Raw genomic sequence first — 26,245 nt, 5'->3', positions numbered from 1 at the left:
GACTCGCGCCCGCTTCAGGGGACGGGGAACCTGTGCATCACGTGCCACCGGCAGGACGATATCCACTCGAACTCGCTGTCGCCGCGGTGCGGCGAATGCCACACGCAGTGGTCGTTTGCGCCGGCGCGGTTCGATCACACGACGGTCGGTTGCAACTTGCCCGGCCTGCATCGAGTGCTGCCTTGTTTCAACTGCCACCAAGCCGGCGCATTCGGCGGGCTCAATCCCACATGTTACGGCTGCCACGCATCCGATGCGCGGCGCGTGCGCGCGGGGGGGAATGCTCCCGACCACAGCGGTTTCGTGGACTGCAGTTCGTGCCATAACCCCAACTTCTGGGTGCCGTCGCGGCCCTACGGCAAGGAGTCGATATGCCGGTGAGGAAGCGATGGGGAGCGGCCGCCTGGCTGATGGCGGTTGCGGCTGCGCTGGCGCCCGCGCGCGTGCGCGCTCAGAGCAACTTCGTGCCGGCCGACGAGGAAACCGAAGAGCAGGCGGAGCGCACGCGGTACGACGCGCGCGTGACGTCGACCACCTTCGCGTACCGCGAGACTGGCGCGATCGCGCCGGCGCTGGCTGCGGGCACGGAGCCGCCGGAGTCGGCCAGTCCGATCAACCGGCTGTTCACCGATCTGCGCCTGCAGGTGTCGGCCGACCACATTTCCGGCGGCCACTGGGACGCGCGCGTCGACGTGCGCGGGCGGTTCAATCAACTCGGCTCGGCCACGAGCAGGACACAAGACGCCGACGACGCCCGGATACCGACGCAGTCGGGCATGTTCGGCAACCGGACCGAACTGGAGGTCCGCGACTTGTTCATGCGCCGGCGCGGCCGTCGGACGACGTGGACGTTCGGGCGCCAGACCGTGGTCGACGTGGCGGCGACCAAGATCGACGGCGTGCGCGTCGTGTTCGACAAGAACCGATCGTGGGACTACGTCGCGTTCGCCGGGCTGTATCCAGCGCGCGGCTCGCGGTCGATTCGCGACGACTATCCACAGCAGGCGCCGGATCCGACAGCGGCGGACCCGATGGCGCGCGGTGCCCGCGTGGTGCCGGTCGCGGTCGGAGCTGCGGCGGCGTACCGGCGTCGTAGTGCACACGGGGCAGTTGGCGCCGGCGCCATCGTGCCGCGCGCGGCCGATCGGGTCGGCGGGCAACTCGAACCGGCGCGCGTCTTCGTCACCGCGAACGGCTACTGGCGCCGGTCGACGGCGCTGGACCTGTACCATTACGTGGTCGTCGACCTGCAGTCGGCGCGCGACTCGGTGGCGTTCAACAACGTCGTGCTGGGGGCCGACTGGCATCCGCGGTTTACGTTTCGCATCAATGCGTCGATCGTCCACGTCGACACCGAGACGCTCAACGCGCAGGCGAAGGCGCATCTCGAAGAGCCGGACCCGAATACGGCCGCGGCCGGGGCGCGCATCCAGAACAACGCGGAGGTGCTGCGCATCGCGTCGGAGGCCGCTCGCGTCGCGGTGAGTTCGTCGTTTCGCGACATGCGGTTCGAGTTGTCGGCGATCGGCCAGCTGCGGCGCCGGCCGGAATTCACCGTCATCGGCACTGACGGCACGCCGTATACGTTTCCGAAGTCGCAGGCCGCCGACGTGACCCTGCAGGCGGTCGATCGGCGGTCGGTGTGGGGAATGCGGTTTGCCGGCAGCGTCACGCGCATCGTCGGGGTAGGAGACGCCAACTTCAATCACTCGAAGGCGACCATCGCTCGTCTCACGGGCTCGCGGCGGTTCGAAGATGGCCGCACCGAGGTGGAGGTCAGCGCGCAGGTGCTCGCGAGCAGCGACGACACGGCAGGAGCCATGGGAGCGACGTGTCCCGCGGGTACGCTCGACCCGCTCGCCTGCCTCGGCACCTCATCGGTGACCAGCGTGCAGCTCGGCGCGCTCGCGTTCCGCCAGCTGTCGTCGAAGTGGTACGCGGTCGCGACCGCGTACGTCGGCCGCTACGGCATCGCATCGGCCGACGCGATGGGAACGCGGGTCGACCAGCCGCCGATCACGTTCACGTCGGCGTTTTTGCGGCTCGACTACCGGTTTCGCTGAGCGCGTCGGCCGCGCGTGTCGGTGGACCGCCCCAGCTCTGCCCCGCAGCCCAGCGGCGCTCAAGGTTTTCGGCAACCGGCCGACCCGTCCCCGTGAGCCCGCGATGACGGTCCCCATGTTCGCACGACAGCCCACCGCCGATGCGCGCACGGTCCCGGCGCGCGATTCCGCGGTACAAGTTACCGACATCTTGCTGGTTGCCGCGCTGCATCGCGGCGCCACGGCGGCCTGGATCGAGCCGGACTTCGCCGGAGACGACCGCCACGTCGTCACCCTCGAGCGCGGCGGCCGCACGCTGGCGTCGACCACCGTGCACGACGGCCTCGGCGACGCGATGATCGCCCGCGTGGCGCTGCTCGCGGGCATCGACCTGTGCCGCGGGGGCACCCAGACCGGGCGGGTGGCGCTGCGCGTCGGCGACCGGCGCGTGGAGTTGATCGCGACGGTTCGTCAGACCGAGCGCGGCCTCAGCTCGGAGCTGCGCCTGCTCGAAGATGTCGCGCCCGTGTCGGATGAGCCGACGGTGGTACTTCCGGCCCGCCTGCCGGACGGGTTTGCGATCGGCCCGTATCGGATCGAGCGGCTGATCGGTGCGGGCGGGATGGGGCTGGTCTACCGCGCTCGCCACGCGATCCTCGATCGCGTCGTGGCGGTCAAGGTGATGCGGCGTACGCTGCTCAAGAGCGACCCGGATGCCGTACGGCGGTTTCTGCGCGAAGCCCGCGCGGCCGCGCGCGTTCGCCATCCGGGCATCGTCGACGTACTCGATGTCGGTACGCTGGCGGACGGCCGCTCGTACCTGGTGATGGAGCACGTCGACGGCAGCAGCCTCGCCGACCTCATCGATGCGCGCGGGGCGTTCGAGCCCGCGCACGCCGTTCGCATCGCCAAGAACATCGCGCGGGCACTTGCCGCGGCTCACGGCGCCGGTGTCGTGCACCGCGACATGTCGGCGTCGAATGTATTCCTGGTCGACTACGACGAGGTCAAGGTCGTCGACTTCGGCGCCGCGCGCACGCTCGACGGCAGCGACGCCGACGTGCCGGACGGGCCGGAGGGGACGGTGCTGGGCACGCCGGCGTACATGGCGCCGGAGCAGGCGCGCGGATTGGAGTGCGGTCCGGCGGCGGACCTGTACTCGCTCGGCTGCATCCTGTTCGAGATGTTGTCCGGCAAGCCGCCGTTCGACGGAGACAAGGCGGTCGACGTCGCACGCAAGCACGTCGTCGCGCCGGCGCCGCCGGTGACGAGTCCGATGGACGAGTTGCCGCAGCCGCTCGTCGACTTGGTGGCGAAGTTGCTGCGCAAGCGACCGGAGCAGCGCTACCGCAGCGCAGCGGAGTTGGCTGCCGAGCTGGGACGCGTCGAACAGCTGCTGGCGCGGACCGGCTGGCGCAAGTGGTTGCCCGCGTGATGTTCGGCGACGCGCACACGATTCTGCTCGTCGACGACGAGTACGACGTCATCACGGCGATGCGCCGCACGCTGTCGCCGCGCGGGTATCGCATCCTCGAGGCATCGCGCGCGGCCGAGGCGCTCAAGATCCTCACATCCGAGACGGTCGACGTGATCGTGTCTGACGTGGACATGCCGGAGATGAGCGGGCTCGAGTTGATGGCGATCGCGCGCGAGATGTGTCCGCACGCGGCGCGCATCATGGTGACCGGCCGCGGCACGGTCGAAACGGCCACCCGCGCGATCAATGAGGGCGAGGTTCACCGCTTCCTGCACAAGCCGTTCGATCCCGACGAGCTGCGGGCGGTCGTCGCCGAGGCGATCGACCGCCAGCGCGAACTGGCGCTGGCGACCGAGGCGTCGCGCATCGCCGACGTCCGCCGAGCCTTGCTCGCACAACTGGAGGCCGAGCACCCGGGAATCACGCAGGTGGACTTCGACGCTGACGGGGAATACGTACTCGATCCGGCCACCGTTCTCGCGGCGGCGTCGTCGTCGGCGCTGGTGGATCTCGTCAAAATGCCACGGGCCGATAGCCGAACAGACGCACCCGCTTGAGGTACAGGTCGACGAGCGCCAACCCCGCGGCCGCGAGCAGGAACCACGGCCATAGATCGCGCGTGTAGGGGATCGATTCGCCGCGCGGGTCGAACAGTGCCGCCGGGGCGGGCGACGCCGTGCCCCCGGTGACCACGGCGACCTGGCGCAACGCGGCGGTGTTTGGCGTCGACCGCGTGTACTCGGCAGGGTACGGCAGTGCGACCGAGCCGAGGGACTCGGCGACGACGCGGCCGTCGCGGCGGTGCACCGCCTTCAGCAGGAAGCTGCCGTAGCGGTCGAACGCGAACTCGGCAGTGTAGCGGCCGGCGGCGGTCTGCTCCATCGGCACGGTGCGGACGGTCTTCGACGTGGCCGGGTCGACGATTTCGAGCGTCGTGTCGAGGCCGTTGACGAACGCGTCGTCGTTGTCGATCGCGTCGACCATCACGCGGGCTCGGCCGTCGGCGACCTCGGCAAACAGATCGTAGCTGTCGTAGACCTTGCGCCGCATCGCCGTACGGACGACCTGCGCCCAGAACTTCGGGTATCCCTTCCAGCGGATCCAGTCGGTGCTCCATCGGTTCTTGACGTCGCTGGTCCACGCGACCGACGTGCCGAGGCCGACGCGCCACCGCGCCAGCAGCGGCTCGCCCAGTTCGCTCACCAGGATGACCTCCGCGGTCGGCTTCGGCTTGGTCGACACGTAGCCGCGCAAAAACGGCGCGTTCGCGACGCCGGTGCCCTCGATCATCTCGACGTTCTTGACGACGATCGCCTTGACGAGATCCTCGACGAGCGCCGACTTTTGCGCTTCGGTCGTCTCCTTCATGAAGATGCGCGGCAGGTTCGCGAGATCGTCGGTCATGTACAGGTTGCCCTCGCCGTTGTCGGCGATGATCTGGAGCAAGTTGCGGTCGGCGTCTCCGATACCGACCGCCGACACCGTGATCCGGTTGGCGCGCATTTCCTGGCAGAGGTCCGCGATCCCGTCGTACGGCGCCTGACCATCCGACAGCAGGATCACGTGCTTGACCTTGGCGCGGGCGGACTGGAGGATGCGAAACGCCTCCTGCAGCGCCGGGTAGATGTTCGTGCCGCCGCCGGCCTGCAGCCGAGCGATATCGGTCGAGATGCGCATGCGGTTCGACGCGCGCTGCAGGCGCACGATCGTGGTCGGCTGGTTGTCGAACGCCACGACGGCGATGAGGTCGCGCGGGGACAGCACTTCGGCGGTCGCCCGCGCCGACTCCTTCGCGGCTTCGATCTTGGCGCCGCTCATCGACCCGGACCGGTCGATGACGAGCGCGATCGCGACGTTCGGCTGCTCGCGGATCCGCTCCGAGTCGAACCGTACCGGCATGATCTTTTCGATGCGCGTGCCCTGATAGCCGCCCGAGCCGAACGAGTCTTCACCGCCGGCCATGATCAAGCCGCCGCCGAGGTCGCGCACGTAGGACTCGATCGCCTGCATCTGCGCGAGCCCCATGAAGTGCGCCGGCACGTCGGAGATGATCACGAGATCGAACCGCTCCAGATCTTTCGCGCGCGACGGAATGCCGCGCGGACCGCGAACCTCGACGTCGATGTGCTCCTGATCGAGCGCGCGCGCCAAGTAGCTGGCCTGCGACCGATCGCGCTGCACGCCGCCCTCGACGTACAGCACGCGCGGCCGGCCGCGCACCGGCGCGGTCATGGTCATCGCGTTGTTTTTCGGTTCCGTGTCTCGCTGCGGCGAGACGAGCGACGCGCGGAAGGTGGTAAATCCTGCGCGTTTGGCCTGAGCCTTGAACTTGACGCGGTTGGCGCCCTCGACGAGCGAAACCGTTTTGCGCGGTTCCAGCGGGTTCGGAAAATCGTCTTGTTCCAGCGCGACGGTGACCGTCTCCGGATGGGACGACCAGATGTCGACCGTGACCTCGAATGGGGCGCCGACCTTGATCTCGTCCGGGATCCGGACGGCGGCGATGCGGATCTCGTCGACACGCCCTTGCTCCACCGTGTGAAACGACACGCGGACGCCGAGTTCGGCCGCGCGATAGGCCTCGGCGAGTACGTCGCCCGCCGTTTCGTTGCCGTCGGATACGAAGACGACCCGCGGCAAATAGCCCGGGGGGAACAACCCGTACGCGAGTTGCAGTGCGGCCTGCAGGTTCGTCCCCGCGCCGGCTCCGTCATGGCGCGCAATGGCAAACGTCCCGTCGGGTCCGCGCGGCACGCGGCGCGGTCGCTCGGCGAACGTGACGACGTACAACTGGTCGCGTTCCCCTTGGGCGCGGTCGACGTCGGCGACCCACTGGCGAGCGCGCTCGAGCTGTGCATCGCTGATCGAGTCGGACACGTCGACGAGGACGACCGTGGCCACGCGGTCGTCGAACGCCGTGTGCACCGGGCGGGCGAGCGCGAGCGCGAGCACGGCGACGACGAGCGATCGCCAGGCGGCCGTGAGCAGTTGCTGCGCCGTCGACACGTCGGTGAGCGCCCAGGCGCGCACGACGAAAAAGTAGGGGCACAAGGCGATGAGCAGCAGCCAGCGCGGTTCGAGAAACTCGACGGTGCGGCCAAGGGCCGTCACCGACACCGCGTCACGGTGTGCGACCGTCCACCACAACAGCGCCGCAAGGCCGGCCGCGGCAGCGATGCCGGCGGCGATGGGGCGCAACGCGCGGGCGATGGCAGACCGGCGCGACATCTTCACACCGTGATGCGGCGGCTGTAGGTAAACCACTCGATCGACAGCAGGCCGACCGCCATGAGTGCCAGGTAGGCCCAGAGCTGTCGCCGGCGGGACGGCTCAAACGGCGGAGGCGCGGCGAGGGGGCGCCCGCCGAGCTGGAGCTGAGTCGCGGGCCGGATCGCCGATTCGGCCGGATTCGCAAGATTGGCGGCGAGTTCGACCGTCGCGAGCACCTGACCGTCCGCGCGTGCGACCACCTGGTGAACGCCGACCTCGGCGCCGTAGAACGTCGCGAGTCCGTCGGCGACCGGCGCCCGCAGCGTGCGACCGCTCGGCGTGTGGACCTCGACCTCGGTCGCGCCGGGCGGCACGTCGATCGGGACGCGCAGCCGCTTGCCGGTGGCGTACGTGGTGATGAGGTCCGCATCGTCGCCGGCCATCCAGTCGAGCGTGTTGACGAGCAGCAGCGGGAACGCGATGCGCAACACCATGTCCGTGCCGGTAAGCGGGAAGCCGAACGCGGCAATCTTGCGGCCGTCGCGGCGGGCGGCGGCCATGATGGTGCTGCGGATGGATCGCGCGAGGCTGACGTCGCCGCGCGCGCGATCGATACGAAACACGCGCGCGCGATCGAAGTTGACGTCGCCGAGCTCGACCCAGCGCAGGATCGGATGGTGCTCTGCCGCGTCGGTGACGCGCGGAGCCTCGATCTGTCCGACGACCGGCAGCGGGCTGTCTGGGCCGGATGGATCGAAATAGATCAAGTTGGCGTCGTCGGGGACGCGCTTCGGTGTGACGCCGTTGAACACGACGACGTCGTAATGGGGCAGGGCGGCAGCCGTGGCCTCGTACTCGGCCGGGGACAGCTTGTCGACGGCGACGTTGTCGTAGACGAGCATCGCGCCTTCGAGATACAAGTTGTCTTCGGTAACGAGCAGTACGCGCTGCCGCTTGCGTTCGGGCAGCAATGCATAGGCCACGTCGTCGAGTGGAAACACGTCGCGAACCCACTGGCCGTCGGCGGAGCGAACGCTGCGGACGACCGCCTTGAGCCGGTGGCCGTCGCCGCCGCCGAGGTTGGGGAACAGGCGCCGGACGCGCTGGCCCGCGTCGAGCGTGAGCGTCTGGACGTCGACTGCGCTGGCGCCGCTGTACAGCGTCAGCTCGACGGTCGCCGAGCGATCCGCGAAGTTCTGCACTTCGATGAACACCTCGTACGACAGTCGATTCGCGAGGTACCGACGGACGTTGAACGCGACGATACCGACGTTGTCACCGCGCGTGCCCACCGGGACGAAGTACACGTCGATGCCGGCTAGCTCGATCGCGCGCAGGCGGCGAGACGTGAAATCGGCGGTGGGCGGCAACGGCTCCCACACCGCGTCGTCCAGGGGCTCGGCCGGGTACGCCCCATCGCCGACCAGGATGACGACCGGATGCGCGCGATCGGCGAGGGCGTCGGCCGCAAGGGTCAATGCGGCGCGCAGATCGGCCGGGGTGTCGTCGGCGTCGATCGAATCGATCGCCCGGTGAAGCGCGGCCTTGTCGCTGGTGAGGCGCGACAGCGGGGTTGCGCGGCCGGCCATGCGAACCACCATGGCCGCGTCGCCCGCGCCGAGCGCATCGATGACGGCGTGCGCTCGCCGCCGGGCGACGTCGATGCGGCGCTCGCTGGCCGCGTCGCCTGCGTCGACCGCTTTCATCGACGCGGACGCATCGACGATGACGACGACGTGTTTGGCGTTGGCCGGCGGCGAGCCGAGCACCGGGTCGGCGGCGGCAAACACGAGTGTGCCCAGGATGGCGAGCTGAAACGCCAGCGACAGCCACCGCTTGAGTCGCCGCCATAGAGACGCGGACTCGGTGTCGCGCAGCACGCGCTGCCACAGCCGCGAAAACGGCACCTCGAACCGGCGGCGCCGCATCTTCAGGATGTACGCGCCGACCGCGCCGGCGGCGAGCACGGCTGCCGCGGCAGCGAGGGTCGTCCCCGCGATCGGCATGCCGAACGTCACCGCAAAAACCCTCCTTCGCGGAAGATCCGCAAAATGAGATCGTCAAACGGCACACCCGTGTGCGTGCGGAAGTACGGGAACGCGCGCTGCGTGCAGTAGTGATTCAGCGCGGCACAGTAGCGCTCGTGCTCGCGAGCGTACTGTTCGAGCAGCGATCGCGACACGGTGACCTCGCGTTCGTCGCCGGTCTCGCAGTCGACGAGTGTGAGGTCGCCGTGGACGAGTCGCGGGTCGGCCTCTTTGCGGTCGTAGATCTGGAGCACGAACGGTTCGAACCGGTTGTAGCGCAATACGTTCAGGCCGGCTTCGAATCCGTCCGGGTCGTAGAAATCCGACAACACGACCGCGAGGCCGCGGCGCTTGTGCTGGTGAACGAACTGGGTGAGGCAGTCCGTCATGCGCGTCTGGCCGCCGGCCGGCACCGCGCGAAGAAAGTCGAACACCTTGAAGATGCGCCCTTTGCCGCGCGCCGGCGGCAACGGGTCGCGCAACTCGTCGGCAAACGGCACGATCGCGACGCGGTCGAGGTTGGCCAGGCCGATATATGCGAGCGCCGCCGCGACCTGCATTGCGTAGTGCAGCTTCAGCGGCTCGCCGATCTGCATGGACCGCGACACGTCCAACAGCAAATAAATGGTGAGATCCTCCTCTTCCTCGAACAGTCGCAACAGCAACTTATCGACCCGGCCATAGACGTTCCAGTCGATGTAGCGAAAGTCGTCCCCCATCGAGTAGCGACGGTGGTCGGCGAACTCGATACCGGAGCCGACGGTGCGCGTCTTGCGCTCTGCGCGCAGGGTGCCGGTGAACGCCTTGCGCGACACGATGTGCAGGTACTCGAGCTTCTTGAGGAACGCCTCGTCGAACAACCGGCTGCGGTCGTCGGTGCGGCCAGGGAGGTGGACGGCGGTCGCGGCCACGGTCGAGTCGCTCAGATCGCTTCCGGCGTGCGCTCGAGGATGTCGGCGATCAAGTCGTCCGGGTCGACGCCCTCGGCCTCGCCCTCGAAGTTCAACAGGATGCGGTGGCGCAGCGCCGGCGCCGCCACGGCCCGCAGGTCGTCGATCGAGACCGCGTAGCGCCCGCCGAGCAGCGCGCGGATCTTGCCCGCCAACAGCATGGCCTGCACGCCGCGGGGCGACGACCCGTAACGCACGTACTTCTTGGTCATCTCCGTGGCCGGCGCGGTGTCCGGATGAGTGGCCTGTAGCACGCGGATGGCGTAGTCCTGCACGTTGCGCGCGATCGGTACGCGGCGCACGAACTGCTTCATGTCGATGAGCCGGTCCTTGTCGATGACTTTGGCGGGCCGCGGCGACACTTCCGACGTCGTCCGGTCCATGATCGCGTGCAGCGCTTCGCGATCGGGAAACGCGACCTTCAGCTTGAAGAAGAACCGGTCGAGCTGCGCCTCGGGCAGAGGGTAGGTGCCTTCCATCTCGAGCGGGTTTTGCGTCGCGAGCACGAAAAACGGCTTGTCGAGCGCATAGGTCGTCTTCGCGACGGTGACGGAGCCCTCCTGCATGGCCTCGAGCAGCGCCGACTGGGTCTTGGGCGTCGCCCGGTTGATCTCGTCGGCCAACACGATGTTGGCGAAGATCGGTCCGCGCTGAAACTCGAACTGTTTGCCGCCGTGAGCGTCTTCGACGATGACGTTCGTGCCGACGATGTCGGCCGGCATCAGGTCGGGCGTGAACTGAATCCGCGCAAACTTCGCGTCGACGCAGTCGGCGAGGGTTCGGACGAGCATCGTCTTGCCGAGACCGGGCACGCCCTCGAGCAGGGCGTGCCCGCCTCCGAGGACGGCCATCAGGACGCCCTCGACGATGTCCTCTTGGCCGACGATCATCTTTGCGATCTCGGCGCGCAGGCGGCGGAGATCCTCGCAAAACGCATCGACGTGGCGTTCGATGTCCGGTGGTGGCGTGGTGTCGGTCATGGCGAGTCCTGAAGCGGCGACGGGCAGGTGCCGCGTCAATCGACGGATTCCGGTGAGGGCGGCTTGATCTTCTGGAAGTACCGCTTGACGTAGTACTTGTAGCCGCTCGGGACCTTTTCGGTCCGCATGACTTCTTCGATGACGGCCTTGTAGCTGGCGTAGACTTTCTCGTACGCGCGCGACGCGAATCCCTTTTGGGCTGCAGTGATGATCGTCTCGCGCACCGACGGGCCCCGCCCGTGGACACCCGACAGCTGCTCGTCTTTGACGTCGCCCGTGCGCGGGGTGGGATCGCCCAGCGGATTGCCGCCGTCCTCGTCGCCCCACCGGCTGTCGCTGCGTAGCGGGCCGCCGGGCTGCGCGGGTCGCCACGCGTCGCGTCGGCCGCGGCCGCCGCGCGCGCGGGCTCGGAAGTCCTGATTGCGCCGGTTCTTGCCGAACTTGCTGTTCATGCCGCCGCGGCGGCGCGCCCGGCGCAGCGCCTCTTTCAGGTCGCCCATCTGGGTGGCGACTTTGCGCTGGTTGGCGAGCTTGCGCCGGTCGGCGTCGACGCGACCGGTGTCGCGCGCGAGGTCCTTCATGCGCCGCGACGACAGTGTGCGGCGCGACGGCGCGTCGTCGCGCCGCATGTCGCGCGCCGCGTTGCGCAGGTTGCGGTGCAATCGCTTGAGCCGGCGTTGCGACGCGGACTGCTCGCGTTGCTGCTTGTCCCGTTCGAGCCGCTTCAACTCGCGCTGCTTCTGGCGCAGGCGGCGCGCGATGGCCTCGCGGCGTTGCGGGTCGGTCTCCCGCGCGAGGCGGCGCTGCAACCGGCGGACGTCGCGCCGGGCCCTCTCGAGCTGGCGATCGGCCTTTTGGTCGCGCGCGCGCTGGCGCTTGTCGAACTGGTCGGCCGCGCGCTCGAGCGCCTTCGCGAGCTGCTGGCGCTGGCGGTCGGACAGCTCGTCGTTGGCCAGCTTGTCGGCGAGCTTGTCGAACTCGCGCTCGGCCTTGGCGAGGTCGCGCCGCTCGAGCGCCTTGCCGAGTTCGCGGGTCAACTCGTTTTTCTGTAGCTCGCGGCCGGTCTTTTCGAGTTCGGACAGCACCGGATCGAGATCCTCGTCGGCCCCGCGCAGGTACTCCCGCTCCTTGGCGGCGAGCTGCTTGAGCAGCTCCTGTTTGCCGATCTGGCCGGCCTTGGCCCTGGCCAACAGCGCCTCGACCTCGTCGACGAACGCCTCCAGGTGCGGGTCGCGCGTCTGCTCGGCCGTTCGCCGCAGGTCCGCGAGCAGTTCCTCGGTGTAGAGCACGTCGTCGTCGTCGAGTTCGACCGGGTCGTCCGGCGCCGCGCCGGGGTCCGGCATCAGGCGGTCCAGTTCGGCCAGCGACGCGCACCGGCCGCCCGCGCAGATCTGCCACGGCCCCGGCCGCGGGAACGCCAGCAGGGCGACGGCGGCCGTCGCGGCCGCAAACACGACCGCGGCGCGCGCGTCGCGGGGAATCGCGAACGGAGTGGCCTTGGCCGGATCGGCATTCGGCAGGTGACGCATCGCGTCGGCGATGGCGGCCTCCATGAATGCGCGCGTGTCCGGATCGACGACGTCGCCGCGCTGAAGGCGGCGCGCAAAGTCGATCGCCGTCCCGAGCCGGTCGTGCAGGCCGCAGGCGCGGTCGATCTTGGCCGCGACGAACGGGTCGGGAAGCCGGCGCGCCGCGCCCCACACGGCCGCGCCGACGACGAGCGCGCCGGCGGTCATCCCCATCGCGATCGCCCACGAGGTGCCGATCGCGTCGCGCCGCGCCAAGTACATCGTCACCATCGCGATCGCGGCCGCCAGGATCGACGCGGTCGTGGCCGCCTCGAGGGCGCTCCGCAGCCGCAGGCGTCGCCGCGCGCGTCGGATCGGGGCGTAAAGGGGTGCGATATCGCCGGGCATGACGGGGGATGGCGTCCGGTGCGCCGAATTGGCGGCGCTCGTTCGAGTGTAGCACCGTTGTCGAACGCGCCATCTCGCGCGCCGATCTGGCGGCGCCCCGGCGGCGGCCGGCGGCGCCGGGGCGAGGCGCAGCGGCGCGCCGGCGCCACCGCGGGGACCGGCGGCGCTGCGCGACCGCGCACCGCAACGGCCGCACCCGGCGACCGTTTGTAGTATACGCGACGCATGTCGCTGCACGGTCGGACGGCGCTCGTGACGGGAGGTGGCCGCGGCATCGGCGCCGCGTGTGCGCGTGCGCTCGCCGCCGCGGGGGCGCGCGTTGCGATCGCGGGGCGCTCGGAGGACGCGCTCGCGGCGGTCGCGCGCGAAATCGACGCGGTTGCGATACGCGCGGACCTTGCGGACCGCGACGACACGGATCGCCTGATCGCGTGCGTCGCCGAGCGCGTCGGTGCGGTCGACGTGCTCGTCAACAACGCCGGGGTCGCCGACAGCGCGACGTTGGCCGCCACGGACGACGCGATGTGGGATCGCATGTTCGAGATCAACGCGACGGCGGTCTTCCGCCTGTGCCGCGCGCTCGTGCCACCGATGTGCGCGCGGGGGTGGGGACGCGTGGTCAACATCGCGTCCACCGCAGGGCTCACCGGCTTCCGCTACACGGCCGCGTATTGCGCGTCGAAGCACGCGGTCGTCGGGTTCACACGCGCGCTGGCGCTCGACGTGGCGCGCGCCGGGGTCACGGTCAACGCGGTCTGCCCGGGCTGGGTGGACACGGACATGACCGAACGCGCGGTCGCGACCATCGCGGCCAAGACGGGCCGCACCCCCGAGGCCGCGCGCGCGGAACTGGAACGCGCCAGCGCGCAGCGGCGGCTGGTGGCGCCGCACGAAGTGGCATTCGCGGTGGCCGTGCTGTGCGACGACGACGCGCGCGGCATCCACGGCCAGACGATCGTCGTCGACGGCGGAGGGCTCTTGAAATGAAGCAACAGGTCATTCAACCGGAAGGCTGGCCGGCGCCGAAGGGGTACGCGAACGGGATCGTCGCGCGCGGTCGAACGCTGTACGTGGCCGGGCAGGTCGGGTGGGACACCGACGGCCGGATGGCCGACGGGTTCGTCGCGCAGTTCGCGCAGGCGCTCGACAACGTGATCGCCGTCGTTCGCGCGGCGGGCGGCGGCCCGACCGAAATCGTGTCGATGACGATCTACGTGACCGACCTCGATGCGTATCGACGATCGCTCGGTGAACTCGCCGGCGTGTGGCGCGATCGATTCGGCCGCCACTATCCGGCGATGACGCTCGTCCAGGTCGCCGGATTGGTGGAACCGGGCGGCATGGTGGAGATCCAGGCGATCGCGATGCTGGCGGAGAACCGAGAATGAGCCTGCCGACCGCCGAGCACTTCGACCTCGCGTTCGACCGCGGGGTGGCAACCATCACGCTCAACCGGCCCGAGCGGCTCAACTCGCTCACGTTCGAGATCTACGAGGAGCTGGCCGACACGTTCGCCGCGCTCGAGATCCCGGAGGCGCGGGCGGTGATTCTCACCGGCGCCGGGCGGGGGTTCTGCTCGGGGGGCGATCGCAACGACATCATCGCCGAGCTGTTTTCGCGCGACATGGACGGCCTGCTCGCATTCACGCGCGCCACCGGCCGGCTGATCGCGAACATCCGCAAACTCCGCCGGCCGGTCATCGCGGCGGTCAACGGCGTCGCGGTCGGCGCGGGCGCGGTGATCGCAGCGGCGTGCGACCTGCGCATCGCCGCGCGCACCGCGCGCTTCGGCTACGTGTTCCCGGCGGTCGGCCTGTGCGGCGCGGACATGGGCGCGGCCTACTTGCTGCCGCGGATCGTCGGGCTGGCGCACGCGGCCGAGCTGTTGTTCTTCGGCGAGATCATCGACGCGGAACGCGCGCTGCAGATCGGGCTCGTCAACCGCGTCGTGGACGACGCGGCGGCGGCGGTCGACCTCGCGCGCCAGTGGGCGCGCACGCTCGCGCGCGGGCCGGCGTTCGCGCACGCGATGACCAAGCAGATGCTCGAGAGCGAGTACGCGATGTCGCTCGACGCGGCGATCGAGGCCGAGGCGCAGGCGCAGGCCATCTGCATGGCGCACCCGGACTTCCGCGCGGCGTTCGACGCGATCTGCGCCAAGCGGCCGCCGAGGTTTGCCGGCGCCGACATCTGCGAGGACTGATCCGGGCATGCGGCCATTTTTCGAACCGCGACACGATGAACTCGTCGCCCGATTGGCGGCGATCGACGGGCTCGGCGGCGCACCGCGCGACGTCGCGGAGGCGCTCGGCCGCGCGCACGGACTGTATGCGTATCTCGTGCCGGACGCGGGCGGGGTGGACGTGCGCAGCGTGTGCGCGATCCGCGAGCGCCTCGCCTACGTGTCCCCATTGGCGGACGCGATCTTCGCGGTGCACGGGCTGGGGTCGTACCCGATCGCGCTGGCGGGGACGCCGGACCAGCGGCGCGCGTGGCTGCCTGGGCTGCGCGCCGGCGACCGGATCGCCGGGTTCGCCCTCACCGAGCCGGACGCCGGCAGCGATGTCGCGTCGCTGCGCACTACCGCGACGCCGACGGATGACGGGGGGTGGACGCTCGCGGGCGCAAAGACACTGATCTCGAACGTCGGGATCGCCGATCAGTACGTCGTGTTCGCCAAGACGCCCGGCGACGGTGCGCCGCACAGCCGCATCACCGCGTTCGTCGTCGACGCGCGCGCCGACGGGGTGAACGAGGCGCCGCTGCGCGTCGGTGACGATCACCCGATCGGCGAACTGACGTTTCGCGGCTGCCGGGTCGGGGCGGACGCGCTGCTCGGCGAGGTCGGCGGCGGCTTCGCGCTTGCGATGCAGACGCTCGACACCTTTCGCGTCACGGTCGGCGCCGCGGCGGTCGGCATGGCGCGGCGCGCGTTCGACGAGGCGGTGGCGCACGCCCGCCGCCGCAAGCAGTTCGGCAAACCGCTGTTGCGGCACCAACTCGTCCAGGCGATGGTCGCCGACATGGCGACGGAGATCGACGCGGCGCGGTTGCTCGTGCTGCGCGCGGCCTACGAAAAGGACGCCGGCCGCGAGCGCGTGACCGTCGAGGCGGCGATGGCCAAGCTGTTCGCCACCGAGGCGGCGCAGCGCGTGATCGACCGCGCCGTGCAGATCTTCGGCGGGCGCGGGGTCGTCGCCGGCGAGGTGGTCGAGGCGCTGTACCGCGCGATCCGTCCGCTGCGCATCTACGAGGGCACCAGCGAGATCCAGCGGTTGATCATCGGCAAGTCGTTTGCGGAGGGGTGACCGATGGCGGTGACGTTTCCCGATTCTTTCAACCTCGCCGACTACTATCTGTTCGACCGCCTGAGCGAGGGCCTCGGCGACAAGGTCGCCATCCGCTACGGCGACCGCGGGTGGACGTACGCCGACGTCGCCGAGCGCGCGCGAGCGGTCGCTCGCGCCCTGGCGCACGCGTCGGTGGTGCGCGAGCAGCGCGTCTACATCGTGCTGCCCGATACGCCGCCGTTTGCGTGGGCGTTGTTCGGGGCGCTCGCGCACGGCGCGGTCGTCGCCATGGGCAACCCGGCGGCGCCGCCCGACGATCTCGCCTACGTGGTCGACTACAGCCGGTGCGCCGCACTCGTGACGACGCCGGCCGTGGCGGCGGCGCTCGCGCCCGCGCTGCACGCCAGCCCCTACGTGCGGGCGGTGTGGCTGGTGCCCGACACGCCGACCGGCGGCGACCCGGAGGCGCCCGTCGCCGTCCCGGAGTCGCTGGCCGCCGCGCCGTTCGAGGTGAAGCCGCTGGCGGAGGCGGTGGTGCGCGGTCGCGACCTGCCCGACCCGGGGCTGCCGCCGACGCGGCGCGACGACCTCGCGATGTGGCTGTTCACCTCCGGGTCCACCGGCCGGCCCAAGGCGGCGATGCACACGCACCGGGACTTCGCGTTCAACACCGAGGTCTACGCCAAGCGCACGATTGGCTACCGGCGCGACGACGTCACCGTGAGTGTTCCTCGCCTGTTTTTCGGCTATGCCACGGGCACCAACTTGATGTTTCCGTTCGCCGTGGGCGCCACCACCGCTCTGTTCTCCGAACGGCCGACGCCCGAGTCGCTCGCGGCGGCGATCGCGCGCTATCGGCCGACGATCGTCACCAACGTCCCGACGATGCTCGGCAAGTTGCTCGACTACGCCGGCGACCTGGACATGTCGTCGGTGCGGTTTCACCTGTCGGCCGGCGAGGCGCTGCCCCCGTCGTTGCTGGCGCGCGTGACCGAGCGCTGGGGTGTCGACGTCTACGACGGCATCGGCTCGGCCGAGATGTTCCACATCTACTGTACGAACCGCCCGGGTGACGTCGTCCCCGGCTCTGTCGGCCGCGCGGTCGACGGCTACGAGATCCGCATCCTGCCGCGCGACGCCGACGGCCCCGGGGCCGATCCGGTGCCGGTCGGCGAGACCGGCGTGATGTGGGTCCGGGGCGACAGCGTCGCGCTCGGTTACTTTCAGGACCGCGACGCGAGCTGGCGCACGTTCCACGGGCACTGGTGCCGCACCGGCGATCTGTTTCGCAGGGACGCCGACGGGTACCTGTGGTTCGCGGGTCGCGCCGACGACCTGTTCAAGGTCGGCGGCATCTGGGTCGCGCCGCTCGAGGTCGAAGAGTGCCTGCTGCAGCACCCGGCTGTCGCGCTGTGCGCGGTGATCCCGGTCCGCGTCGACGGCCTGGTCAAGCCCAAGGCGTACGTGGTCCTCCGCGATGGCGTGGCGCCCGGCGATGCGCTGGCCGAGGAACTGCAGCGCCACGTGCAGACGCGCCTGTCCAAGCACAAGTATCCGCGCTACGTCGAGTTCGTGGACGATCTGCCGAAAAACGATCGCGGCAAGGTGGATCGCAAGCGGCTGATCGCGCAGGCGGGCGGCGAGGTGCGGGTATGATGACCCGCGACTACAGCCTCACCTGGCTCACGACCGACACGTTCGGCGAGCTGGTCGACAGCGGCCGGCCGGTGGTCGCGCTGGTTCCGGTCGGCTCCGTCGAGCCGCACGGCCCGCACCTCACCCTGCTGACCGACACGATCATTTCCAAGGGGGTGGCGCAGGTCGCCGCGGACCGGCTGTTGGCCGAGGGGATCGAGCCGCTCGTGGCGCCCGCCGTGCCCTACGGCGTCACCGAGTGCGCCGGACGGTTCGCCGGGGCCGTGTCGATCCCGGCGCGCGCACTCACCGCGTATCTGCGCGCGGTCATCGATGCGTTGCTGGCCCAGCGGGTCACTCACGTGTGCCTCGTCAACAATCACCTCGAGCCGGCGCACGACGGCGCGGTCCGCGCGGCGGCGGCCGGGCGGCCGCCGGGGCGCGTGTCGGTCGCGTGCCCGTTGTCGCGGCGGTGGGCGCGGACGCTCACCGACGAGTTCAGGTCCGGTGCGTGTCACGCGGGCCGCTACGAGACGTCGCTCGTGCTCGCGCTCGAGCCCGACGGCGTCGACGACGCAATCCGCAGCGAGCTGCCAGAGGTGCGCGTGAGCCTGTCCGAGCAGCTCCGGGCCGGGGTCACCGATTTCGTCGACATGGGGCTGGACCGCGCGTACGCCGGCGCGCCGGCCGCGGCGTCCGCCGCCGAGGGGCGCGAGACGCTCGATGCCCTCGCGACGATGGTCGTCACCGAGGTGCTCGAGGCGCTCGAGGAACTCGGCGTACGGACAGGCGATCGCGACGAGTAGGCGCGAGCGCCGCCGCGCGGGGTGGTCGCGCGCGGCGCTCGTCGTGTACCATGAACGCCGGGGGCTCCGCGCACGGCGCGGGGGCTGTTGGACACCGCAAACCGGAGGAGTGCGATGGCTTTGACTACGCTGAGATGTCTGCGGGCGCCGCGCGCGCGTTGGTCGGCGCCGGCGCTGGCGGCGATGCTGGTCGCTGCGGGCTGTTCGGGAGACGACGGCGACGACGACGATGACGACGTGACGGCGGACGCGGGCCCCGGCGGGACCGACGGCGGCGGCGGCGGGTGCGGCTCGACGGAGCCGGCAGCGCTGCCGGCCGAACTCGGCATCGTGGACGACGACGCGGACTGGCTGTGCGGGAACCTGCCCGAGGCGCCGCAGGAGGACGACAACCTCGGCCAGGTGATCGCGGGCGCGACGTCGTGCCTCGGACAGAGCGGTCCGGCCGTGGCGGGCAAGGACGTGTGGGTGGCCCCGGACGGGTCGGACGCCGCGTCGGGGGCGAATCGCAACCAGGCGCTCGCGACGCTGCGCGAGGCGCTGTGCCGCGTCGCCCCGGGGCAGACGATCCACATCGAACCCGGCACGTATCTGGGCGCCGCCGCGGTGGCCGCCTTGGGCGACGCCAACAGCGAGACGATCGTGATTCGCGGCGAGGGTGACGCGCCGAGCGATGTCGTGCTCGATTGCGAACACTGGCGCAGCGCAGCGATCACGCTCGGTGAGTCGTTCAACATTCGCATCGAGAACCTCACGGTGCAGCACTGCATCGACGCCGGAATTCAGACCCTCAACGGCGCCGGCGTCACGATCGACAACGTGGTGTCGCGCAACAACGGACGCTGCAGCGTGAACCTCGATTCGGAAGGCGAGGGGTTCGGGCTCAACCTCGTCGGAACGAAGAACGTCGCGGTGACCAACAGCGTGTTCGAGGACAACGGTCCATTGCTCGCCAGGGTGTTGTGCGGCGAGGTGCTCGGGACTGGCATCAATACGTTTGCGATCTCCGGGCGCGTCGCCAACAACACGATCCGGCGGACGCGCGGCGGCGCGATGCTGATCGAAGATGGAGACGACGCGACCGTCGAGGACAACCTCGGCGAGCACAACTTCCTGCTGGCATTGAACAACTACTGGGACGCCGGCTTGTGGATCGACGGTGCGGTCGGCGTGACCGCACGCAACAACACGTTCAAGGACAACTACGGCGGCGTCGGCATCATTGTGTCGGACAGCGACAATCAGTACCCGGACGGCCGGTCGAAGAACGTGACCATCCAGGGCAACACGATCGACGGCCACCTCGCCGGGATTCACGTGTGGGGCTTCGGCGCCTGCCCGCCGCCGTCGGACGTGGTCACCAACTACGCCACGCTGGAGGCGGACAACACGCTCACGAACAACGCCTTCCAGGGCGATGCGTTCCCGATCCGGTGCGACGAGGAGTTCTTCGGCGGCGTGGAGCCGTAGTGGGCTGACGGCGCCTCGCGGCACCGGGGCCGCGCCCGTCCGTCACTCGAACCGCGGGTCGAACGACTCGATCGACACGTATTGTGGCGGCCATGTCGGCGGGACCCCCAGCGCCCGGGCGGCGTGGCGGCTCAAATACGGATCCCACAGGTGGGCGCGCGCCATCGCCACGAGGTCGGCGCGGCCGGCGATCAGCACGCTGTTGCAGTCCTCGTAGGACTTGATGTTGCCGACGGTGATGGTCGGAATGCCGACCTCGAGGCGGATGAGGTCGGAAAACGGCGTCTGGAACAGGCGGCCGTAGACGGGCCGCTGGTCGGGCACCGTCTGGCCGGCCGACACGTCCAGGATGTCGCAGCCGTGGGCTTTCAACAGGCGCGCCGCCTCGCATACGTCCTCGATCGAAATGCCGTCCGGGTGCCAATCGGTCGCCGAGATCCGCACGCTCATCGGCTTGCGCGCAGGCCACGCGGCGCGCACGGCGTCGACCACCTCGAGCGGGAAGCGCATGCGCTGCTCGACCGGACCGCCGTAGTCGTCGGTGCGGCGGTTGGTCAGGGGCGACAGAAAGCTCGCGAGCAGGTAGCCGTGCGCGCAGTGGATCTCGAGCCAGTCGAACCCGGCCTCGTCGGCGAGCCGCGCGGCGCGCGCGAAGTCGTCCCGCACGCGGTCCATGTCGTCGCGGTCCATCTGGCGGGGGACCTGGCTGCGCGGGCCCCACGGAATGGGCGACGCCGACACCAGCGGCCAGTTGCCGGCATCGAGCGGCTCGTTCGCACCCTCCCACAGCCGCTTGGTCGATCCCTTGCGGCCGGCGTGGCCGAGCTGGATGCCGATCTTCGCCGGCGAATGCGTGTGGACGAAGTCGACGATGCGCCTCCACGCGGCGACGTGCTCTGGCGCGTACAGTCCGGCGCACCCGGGGGAGATGCGCGCGTCGGCCGACACCGCGGTCATCTCGGTGAGGACGAGTCCCGCGCCGCCGACCGCGCGGCTGCCCAGGTGGACGAGATGCCAGTCGCCCACCGTGCCGTCGACCGCGGAGTACTGGCACATCGGCGAGACGACGACGCGGTTGGCGACCGTCACGTCTCGCAGCTTGAACGGCGTGAACATCGGCGGCGGCGGCGGGTCCGTCGGCACCGGCATCCCCGTCTGGGCGGCGGCGCGCTCGGCAAACCAGCGCTCGAGCGCGGCGCCCAGCGCCGGATCGCGGACTTTCAGGTTGTCGTGCGTCACCCGCAGGCTGCGCGTAAGCAGGCTGACGTGGAACTGCTCCGGTTCGAGCCGCATGTAGCGTTCGGTGTTTTCGAACCATTCGAGGCTCACCTGCGCGGCCCGCTGGAGGCTCTCGGCCGCCGGGCGCCGCAGTCGCTCGTAGCGCGCGAGCGCGGCCGGCAGGTCGGCTTCGTCCCGCAGCGCGTTGCGCAGTTCGATCGCGTCCTCCATGGCGAGCTTGGTGCCGGAGCCGATCGAAAAGTGTGCCGTGTGCACCGCGTCACCGATGAGGACGACGTTGCCGTCGAACCACCGCTCGTTCGTCACCGTCGGAAACCGCCGCCAGATCGACCGGTTCTTCAGCAGCCGGTGCCCCGCAAGTTCGTCGGCGAACAGTCGCTCGACGTAGGCGACCGTCGCGTCCTCATCGTCGACGGCGAGCCCGGTGCGCGCGAACGTGTCGGCTGTACACTCCACGATGAAGGTGGACGCGGACTCCTCGTAGCGGTAGGCGTGCACCCGCCACAGCCCGTGTTCGTTCTCCTTGAAGTAGAAGGTGAACGCGTCGAACGGATAGGTCGTGCCGAGCCACACGAATCGGTTCGGCCGCCAGTCGATGTGCGGGCGGAACGCGCCGGCGCGCAGCGCGCGCACGGTACTGTTGACCCCGTCGGCGCCGAGGATCAGATCCGCGTCGGCGTACGGGGACAGGTCGGTCACCTCGACGCCGAACTCGAGGTCGACGCCGAGGTCGCGCGCGCGCGCCTGGAGGATCGACAGCAGTCGCTGCCGGCTCATTCCCGCGAAGCCGTGTCCGGTCGACACCAGCTTGCGCCCGCGAACGAACGTGTGGATGTCGTCCCAGTGCCAGAACTGCCGCTCGATCGCGGAGAACACCTCCGCGTCCTCCGCGGCGAGCGTTCCGAGGGTCGCGTCGGAGAACACGACGCCGAAGCCGAAGGTGTCGTCGGGCCGGTTGCGCTCGATCACGCGCACGCGGTGCCGCGGATCGAGACGCTTCATGAGAATCGCGAAGTACAGCCCTGCGGGGCCGCCGCCGATACTGACGATGTCCACGGCCGGGTTATAGCGCGCGCAGCCGCCGCCACCGCGCGGGCGGTGCTGCACCATAGTGCCGATCGCGCCGGGCCCGCGTCAGGTCACCAACCGCAGCGGCGGCGCGCCCGCGGCGGCGTTCGCCCGGTCGTCGGCCGCCGGGTTGGTGCCCGCGTCGCTCAAGTCGCCGGTCCCTCTCGCGATCCGTTTTTGGATCGGAAAGTTGCGCGGGCGCTCGGTCGTGACCAGTTCGGCCGTCCCGTCGAGGCCGAACACGTCGAACATGCGCCGATGTTCGTCGGACAGGCCGGCGAACTTGGCGGCGAGCTCCTGTTTCGGGATGAACAGCTCCTCGCGCCGCCCGTCGCCGAGTTCGCGCTTGAGCGTGATCTCGCCCGGCACGCGGCTGCGCCGCCGCATTTCGCGCGCCAGCGGGCCGATCGCCTCGAGGATCGCCTCGGCGACCTGCTGCGGCCGTTCGAGTTCGCGCACCGGCCGCTTGTCGAGGGTGGCGAGAAGGATGCGCCGGCGGTGGACGATCAGCGAGCGGATGGTGTCCTCGATCCGGTCCCACAGCCGTTCGAGCTCGGCGCGATCGGCGTCGGACACGATCTGGACGTCGCCGACCCCGCCCGCCCCGTCGTCGACCACGCGCAGCGTCGCGTCGTCCTGGTCCGGTGCGTCGAGCACGACCTGGATGCGGCGACTCGGGCCGGACGGCTTGCGGCTCACCACGAACGCGCGCCGTTCGGGAGACACCTCCACCTCGGTGATCCACTGCCGGTCGAGCCGCTCGCGGCGCAGGCGTTTGCCGCCGCGCACCCAGCTGCGCACGCTGAGCACCGACACCTCGACGTCGCCGGCGAGCTGGTCGACGCGGACCGGACCGTGCCACAAGTGGTCGGCCGGGACGTCGACCTCGAACAGCGCCTGGAGGTCGATCGGGTTGGCGGTCGCGTGCAGGTGGGCCTTCGTCGCATCGTCCCCGCTGGCCGCCTTCCACCGCAGGCGCCAGGTCGTGTCGGGCAGCTCGCGGGCGCACAACAGCTCGCCGAGAACCTCGACGACGGCGTCGGCGGTGGTGTCGAGGCCCAGCTTGCGGATGCGCGCGTCACGGCGGCGCGCGATCGCGGCGCGCGCCGACTTGGCGCCGGCCGCGGCCGTCTGCCGCAGCCGGCGCGCCAGGGCCGCGGCCGCGCTGTCCTCGCCGGCCTGGGCGTACCGGTCGCAGACGGCGGCGACCGCCTCGGCGAGCCCGTCGACTTCGCCGGTTTCGACCCCCGCTTGCATCCGCGCGAGGTGCGCTTCCCGGCGCGAGCGTTCGGCCGCTGCGTCCAGCCGCAGCAGCGACACGCACGCATCGGTCGCCGCGACGAGGGTTTCGATGAAGTTTTCCTCGAGCGGGAAGGGGGTCGCGTCTCCGTACAGGTATCGCATGGTCGCCTCCGCGCCCGGCCGCCCGGCGGGCATGGACGAACCAAAGCAACGTCCATGCCAGGCGATGCCCGTAGTGGTACGCGCGCTTACGTCCGCTGCACGGAGGCGGCGGTGGGGCCGGAGGCTCCGGCGGGGGCGCGGCCCGCCCACTCGGCCGGCGCTTCGAGATAGCCGCACAGCCGCTCGATCGCGCGGGCGCAGTACAGGCCGTCCTCGACGCGCTCGTCGAACGTGAACTTGAGCGACACGATCGGCCGCACCTCGATGCGATCTCCATCGGTCACTACGGGGGCGCGCCGAATCCGGCCGAGCGTGACGAACAGGGGACAGGTGCCGTGCTCGAACAGGTGGTGGTATGCGGCGTCGAGTCCGATGCTGCCGAGGTTGGCGACGAACGCGCTCGCGTACATCGGGTCGTGTGCGAACAGGGCGCGCGGGACGACGTCGAAGTAGTCGAGGGCGCGCAGCGTCCAGACCGCGGCGTCGAGCACGGGGCGCGGCAGGCGCAACAGCCAGGCGACCTCGCGGTCGACGGGCGACGGCCGGTTCGATCGCGCCCGTTCGATCGCGTCGGTGAGCCGAACGACCATGTCGGCGAACGGCTCGGTCGGGTCGAAGCGGTGCTTGACCACCGACAGCGGTGCGTCGTCGGACATGCGCTTCTTGACCGCGAACGACAACCAGATGCCGTCGCGGTCGTACAACCGCCGGCCGGCCACGAACCGATTGAGCCGCGGGCGTTCGTCGAGCACGCGCGCGATCGCAGCCAGCAGCAGGTGAAACAGGGTCGCGCGCACCGGTAGCGTCCGGTTGACGGCGTCGAGCCACGGAAGCGTCGCCCGGAGGTCGACGGACTGTTCGAAGTACACCGCCGACTCGTTGCGGCCGCGCAACACAAACGGCACGATCCGGCGGTATGCGGGGACGCCGCGCGCAGGTCGACCGTCGAACCGGCGTATCGCCGACATGGTGGCACGATAGCGACGCGGCGCGCGTTCGGCAACGGGACCGACCGGCCCGCCGGGTGCGCGTTCGCCGCAGATGTCGGGATCGTTGCGACCCATGTGCGGGCTCGCGTGTGCGGCGACGTGGTAGCATCACAAATTGTGGCGACGCCGGCCCGCCCCAACGGCCATCCGTCCGCGGACTACCCGCGGACGTTTGGCAGCTACGTGCTGCTGGCGAAGCTCGCGACGGGCGGGATGGGCGAGGTGTTCCTGGCGCGCCACCGCGACGTCGCGGGCGGGTTCCACAAGTTGGTGGTGCTCAAACGCCTGTTGCCGCACTTGATGGAGGATCCGCGGTTCGTTGCGATGTTTCGCGACGAGGCGCGCATCGCGGCGCGCATCCACCACTCGAACGTCTGCCAGACCTACGAACTCGGGCAGGCGGAGGGCACCTACTACATCGCCATGGAGTACCTCGAGGGGGTGCCGCTCGGCCGCGTCGTGCAGGAGCGCCGGCGCGACCGCCGGCTGGCGGACCTGCGCTTTCTCGGCCGCCTGCTCACGCAGGTGTGCGAGGGGCTGCACGCCGCCCACGAGCTGCGCGACGCGGACGGTGCGCTCGTCGGTGTCGTCCACCGCGACGTGTGCCACGCCAACATCTTCGTCACGTCGACCGGGATCGCGAAAGTCCTCGACTTTGGCGTGGCGAAGGCCCGCGGGGCCCTCGACAAGACGCGCACTGGCGCGGTCAAGGGGACCTATGCGTACTCGTCCCCGGAGCAGCTGCGCGGCGAGCCGGTCGACCGGCGCAGCGACGTGTTCTCTCTCGGCGTGGTTGCATGGGAAACGTTCACGGGTCGCCGGCTGTTCAAGCGAGACACCGACTACCTTACGTTCCGCGCGATCACCGAGGAACCGGTGCCGAGTCCGCTGGACGTGCGGCCGGATCTGCCGCCGGAGCTGGCGGTGGCGATCGAGCGGGCGCTGTCGCGGTCCCCGGCCGGCCGCCAGGCGACGGCGCGCGAGTTCGGGGCGGACGTCGACCGCGCGCTGCGCGCGCTCGGGCCGCCGATGAGCGCGGTCGCGGCGGCGGCGCTGATGGAGGACGCATTCGCGGACGAACTGGCCCGGCAGCGTCGACTCGCGGGTGTCGACTTCGACGCCGCGGCTCACCACGGTGAGTCGCAGGACTCGACGCGGGTGCAGGACGCGCCCGCTCTGCGCATGCCGCTGCGGGCCGACCCGACGGCCGACGTGCCGGCGATCGCCGACGACGATCGGGCGACGTCCGAGGTGCCGGCGTTTACGTACACGCCGGCGGACACCGGGATGCCCTACACCGGCAGCGGTTGGCCGACAGGGGGGGACGACGGCGTCGCGACCGCCGGCGCGGTGGCGGCCCGGTCGGAGTCGCGCGGCGGCGCGGCAGCGGAGGGCGGGGCGCGGCACCCGGCGGCGGACGACGGCGCGGAGCGGCCCGCGGGCGGCTCCAGCGATCGACGCGGCGAGACCGCCGGCGCGGTGGCGGCCCCGCGCGCCGCGGACGTCGCGCGCGGCGGCGGGGCGCGGCACTCGGCTGGGGCGGCGCTGGTCGCCGGGGGCATGGCCGCGCTGGCGGCGATCGGCTGGCTGTTGGTGCACGGCGACGGCGGCGCGGCGCGCGAATCGCGGACCGCCAGCGGCTCCGGCGATGGCGTCGCGGCGGCGGCCGCCGCACGGGCGGGCCGGACGGCGGAGCCGGGCCGGGGCGCGAGCGGCGCCCGCGCGGCGGCGGTCGGGGGCGG

At 70.6% G+C, this 26,245-nt stretch carries 19 protein-coding genes; 11 read left to right on the top strand and 8 right to left on the bottom strand.

The genetic code is table 11. From position 1 onward, the window contains the following. Positions 1-410: 410 nt before the first annotated feature. The 3 genes from D6689_14330 to D6689_14320 all read left to right on the top strand — a co-directional run bounded on the left by D6689_14330 (position 411) and on the right by D6689_14320 (position 4,076). The gene (locus D6689_14330) at positions 411-2,063 is read left to right on the top strand and encodes a hypothetical protein (GenBank protein ID RMH40271.1); all 1,653 of its coding nucleotides are present in this window, start codon (positions 411-413) and stop codon (positions 2,061-2,063) included. A gap of 103 nt (positions 2,064-2,166) precedes the next feature. After that, positions 2,167-3,477, top strand: a complete 1,311-nt coding sequence (locus tag D6689_14325) for a serine/threonine protein kinase (GenBank protein ID RMH40270.1) — start codon at positions 2,167-2,169, stop codon at positions 3,475-3,477. Further along, on the top strand, positions 3,474-4,076 hold the full coding sequence (locus D6689_14320; protein ID RMH40269.1) for a response regulator: 603 nt from the start codon (positions 3,474-3,476) through the stop codon (positions 4,074-4,076). Before D6689_14325 ends, D6689_14320 begins: the two co-directional genes overlap by 4 nt. Here the strand turns inward: D6689_14320 and D6689_14315 are convergent. The 5 genes from D6689_14315 to D6689_14295 are packed head-to-tail and all read right to left on the bottom strand — an operon-like array spanning position 4,033 to position 12,602. Beyond that, a complete protein-coding gene (locus D6689_14315) occupies positions 4,033-6,747 on the bottom strand; it encodes a VWA domain-containing protein (protein RMH40268.1) in 2,715 nt (904 codons plus the stop codon). The two genes, D6689_14320 and D6689_14315, sit on opposite strands and share 44 nt — an antisense overlap. Before the next feature lie 2 nt (positions 6,748-6,749). Next, positions 6,750-8,747, bottom strand: a complete 1,998-nt coding sequence (locus tag D6689_14310) for a VWA domain-containing protein (GenBank protein RMH40267.1) — start codon at positions 8,745-8,747, stop codon at positions 6,750-6,752. After that, on the bottom strand, positions 8,744-9,667 hold the full coding sequence (locus D6689_14305; GenBank protein RMH40266.1) for a DUF58 domain-containing protein: 924 nt from the start codon (positions 9,665-9,667) through the stop codon (positions 8,744-8,746). Before D6689_14305 ends, D6689_14310 begins: the two co-directional genes overlap by 4 nt. 11 nt (positions 9,668-9,678) lie before the next feature. After that, positions 9,679-10,686, bottom strand: coding sequence for a MoxR family ATPase (locus D6689_14300; protein RMH40265.1), 1,008 nt, complete (start codon positions 10,684-10,686; stop codon positions 9,679-9,681). A gap of 35 nt (positions 10,687-10,721) precedes the next feature. After that, positions 10,722-12,602 carry a hypothetical protein gene (locus D6689_14295; protein ID RMH40264.1) on the bottom strand — a complete coding sequence of 627 codons (1,881 nt, stop codon included), beginning with the start codon at positions 12,600-12,602 and terminating at the stop codon, positions 10,722-10,724. 225 nt (positions 12,603-12,827) lie between these two features. Between D6689_14295 and D6689_14290 the strand changes: the two genes are divergently transcribed. The 7 genes from D6689_14290 to D6689_14260 all read left to right on the top strand — a co-directional run bounded on the left by D6689_14290 (position 12,828) and on the right by D6689_14260 (position 19,803). Next, positions 12,828-13,589 (top strand): SDR family oxidoreductase, encoded by a 762-nt coding sequence (locus D6689_14290; GenBank protein ID RMH40263.1) that lies wholly within the window; start codon positions 12,828-12,830, stop codon positions 13,587-13,589. Continuing rightward, positions 13,586-13,990 (top strand): RidA family protein, encoded by a 405-nt coding sequence (locus tag D6689_14285; GenBank protein RMH40262.1) that lies wholly within the window; start codon positions 13,586-13,588, stop codon positions 13,988-13,990. The genes D6689_14290 and D6689_14285 overlap by 4 nt, the downstream gene beginning before the upstream one ends. Then, positions 13,987-14,805 (top strand): enoyl-CoA hydratase family protein, encoded by an 819-nt coding sequence (locus tag D6689_14280; protein ID RMH40261.1) that lies wholly within the window; start codon positions 13,987-13,989, stop codon positions 14,803-14,805. The genes D6689_14285 and D6689_14280 overlap by 4 nt, the downstream gene beginning before the upstream one ends. 7 nt (positions 14,806-14,812) lie before the next feature. Continuing rightward, the gene (locus tag D6689_14275; GenBank protein ID RMH40260.1) at positions 14,813-15,910 is read left to right on the top strand and encodes an acyl-CoA dehydrogenase family protein; all 1,098 of its coding nucleotides are present in this window, start codon (positions 14,813-14,815) and stop codon (positions 15,908-15,910) included. 3 nt (positions 15,911-15,913) lie between these two features. After that, positions 15,914-17,548 (top strand): benzoate-CoA ligase family protein, encoded by a 1,635-nt coding sequence (locus tag D6689_14270; protein ID RMH40259.1) that lies wholly within the window; start codon positions 15,914-15,916, stop codon positions 17,546-17,548. After that, complete coding sequence (locus D6689_14265; protein RMH40258.1) at positions 17,548-18,333, top strand: creatininase family protein; 786 nt, start codon at positions 17,548-17,550, stop codon at positions 18,331-18,333. The genes D6689_14270 and D6689_14265 overlap by 1 nt, the downstream gene beginning before the upstream one ends. Positions 18,334-18,516: 183 nt before the next feature. Beyond that, a complete protein-coding gene (locus D6689_14260) occupies positions 18,517-19,803 on the top strand; it encodes a hypothetical protein (protein RMH40257.1) in 1,287 nt (428 codons plus the stop codon). A 42-nt stretch (positions 19,804-19,845) separates the two neighbouring features. Here the strand turns inward: D6689_14260 and D6689_14255 are convergent, their stop codons facing one another. The 3 genes from D6689_14255 to D6689_14245 form a co-directional block, all read right to left on the bottom strand. Continuing rightward, the gene (locus D6689_14255) at positions 19,846-22,083 is read right to left on the bottom strand and encodes a bifunctional salicylyl-CoA 5-hydroxylase/oxidoreductase (GenBank protein RMH40272.1); all 2,238 of its coding nucleotides are present in this window, start codon (positions 22,081-22,083) and stop codon (positions 19,846-19,848) included. A gap of 93 nt (positions 22,084-22,176) precedes the next feature. Then, entirely contained in the window at positions 22,177-23,547 is a 1,371-nt protein-coding gene (locus D6689_14250; protein RMH40256.1) for a hypothetical protein, read from the bottom strand. A 53-nt stretch (positions 23,548-23,600) separates the two neighbouring features. After that, positions 23,601-24,578, bottom strand: a complete 978-nt coding sequence (locus D6689_14245; GenBank protein RMH40255.1) for a hypothetical protein — start codon at positions 24,576-24,578, stop codon at positions 23,601-23,603. Positions 24,579-24,620: 42 nt separating this feature from the next. Between D6689_14245 and D6689_14240 the strand changes: the two genes are divergently transcribed. Further along, positions 24,621-26,245 (top strand): serine/threonine protein kinase (locus tag D6689_14240; protein RMH40254.1); only part of this gene is annotated, 1,625 nt, incomplete at its 3' end.

It is taken from the genome of Deltaproteobacteria bacterium (assembly GCA_003696105.1).
Classification (GTDB): domain Bacteria; phylum Myxococcota_A; class Polyangia; order Haliangiales; family J016; genus J016.
Note: the sequence above shows the minus strand (reverse complement) of the source record. Positions and strands in the feature narration are given on the sequence as shown.

Bases quoted from the DNA above. Each gene is read 5' to 3' on its own strand.
- D6689_14300 (RMH40265.1), bottom strand. From the start codon at position 10,686: ATGACCGACACCACGCCACCACCGGACATCGAACGCCACGTCGATGCG.
- D6689_14315 (RMH40268.1), bottom strand. From the start codon at position 6,747: ATGTCGCGCCGGTCTGCCATCGCCCGCGCGTTGCGCCCCATCGCCGCC.
- D6689_14330 (RMH40271.1), top strand. From the start codon at position 411: ATGGCGGTTGCGGCTGCGCTGGCGCCCGCGCGCGTGCGCGCTCAGAGC.
- D6689_14265 (RMH40258.1), top strand. From the start codon at position 17,548: ATGACCCGCGACTACAGCCTCACCTGGCTCACGACCGACACGTTCGGC.
- D6689_14275 (RMH40260.1), top strand. From the start codon at position 14,813: ATGCGGCCATTTTTCGAACCGCGACACGATGAACTCGTCGCCCGATTG.
- D6689_14245 (RMH40255.1), bottom strand. From the start codon at position 24,578: ATGGGTCGCAACGATCCCGACATCTGCGGCGAACGCGCACCCGGCGGG.
- D6689_14290 (RMH40263.1), top strand. From the start codon at position 12,828: ATGTCGCTGCACGGTCGGACGGCGCTCGTGACGGGAGGTGGCCGCGGC.
- D6689_14250 (RMH40256.1), bottom strand. From the start codon at position 23,547: ATGCCCGCCGGGCGGCCGGGCGCGGAGGCGACCATGCGATACCTGTAC.
- D6689_14280 (RMH40261.1), top strand. From the start codon at position 13,987: ATGAGCCTGCCGACCGCCGAGCACTTCGACCTCGCGTTCGACCGCGGG.
- D6689_14285 (RMH40262.1), top strand. From the start codon at position 13,586: ATGAAGCAACAGGTCATTCAACCGGAAGGCTGGCCGGCGCCGAAGGGG.
- D6689_14270 (RMH40259.1), top strand. From the start codon at position 15,914: ATGGCGGTGACGTTTCCCGATTCTTTCAACCTCGCCGACTACTATCTG.
- D6689_14260 (RMH40257.1), top strand. From the start codon at position 18,517: ATGCTGGTCGCTGCGGGCTGTTCGGGAGACGACGGCGACGACGACGAT.
- D6689_14295 (RMH40264.1), bottom strand. From the start codon at position 12,602: ATGCCCGGCGATATCGCACCCCTTTACGCCCCGATCCGACGCGCGCGG.
- D6689_14325 (RMH40270.1), top strand. From the start codon at position 2,167: ATGACGGTCCCCATGTTCGCACGACAGCCCACCGCCGATGCGCGCACG.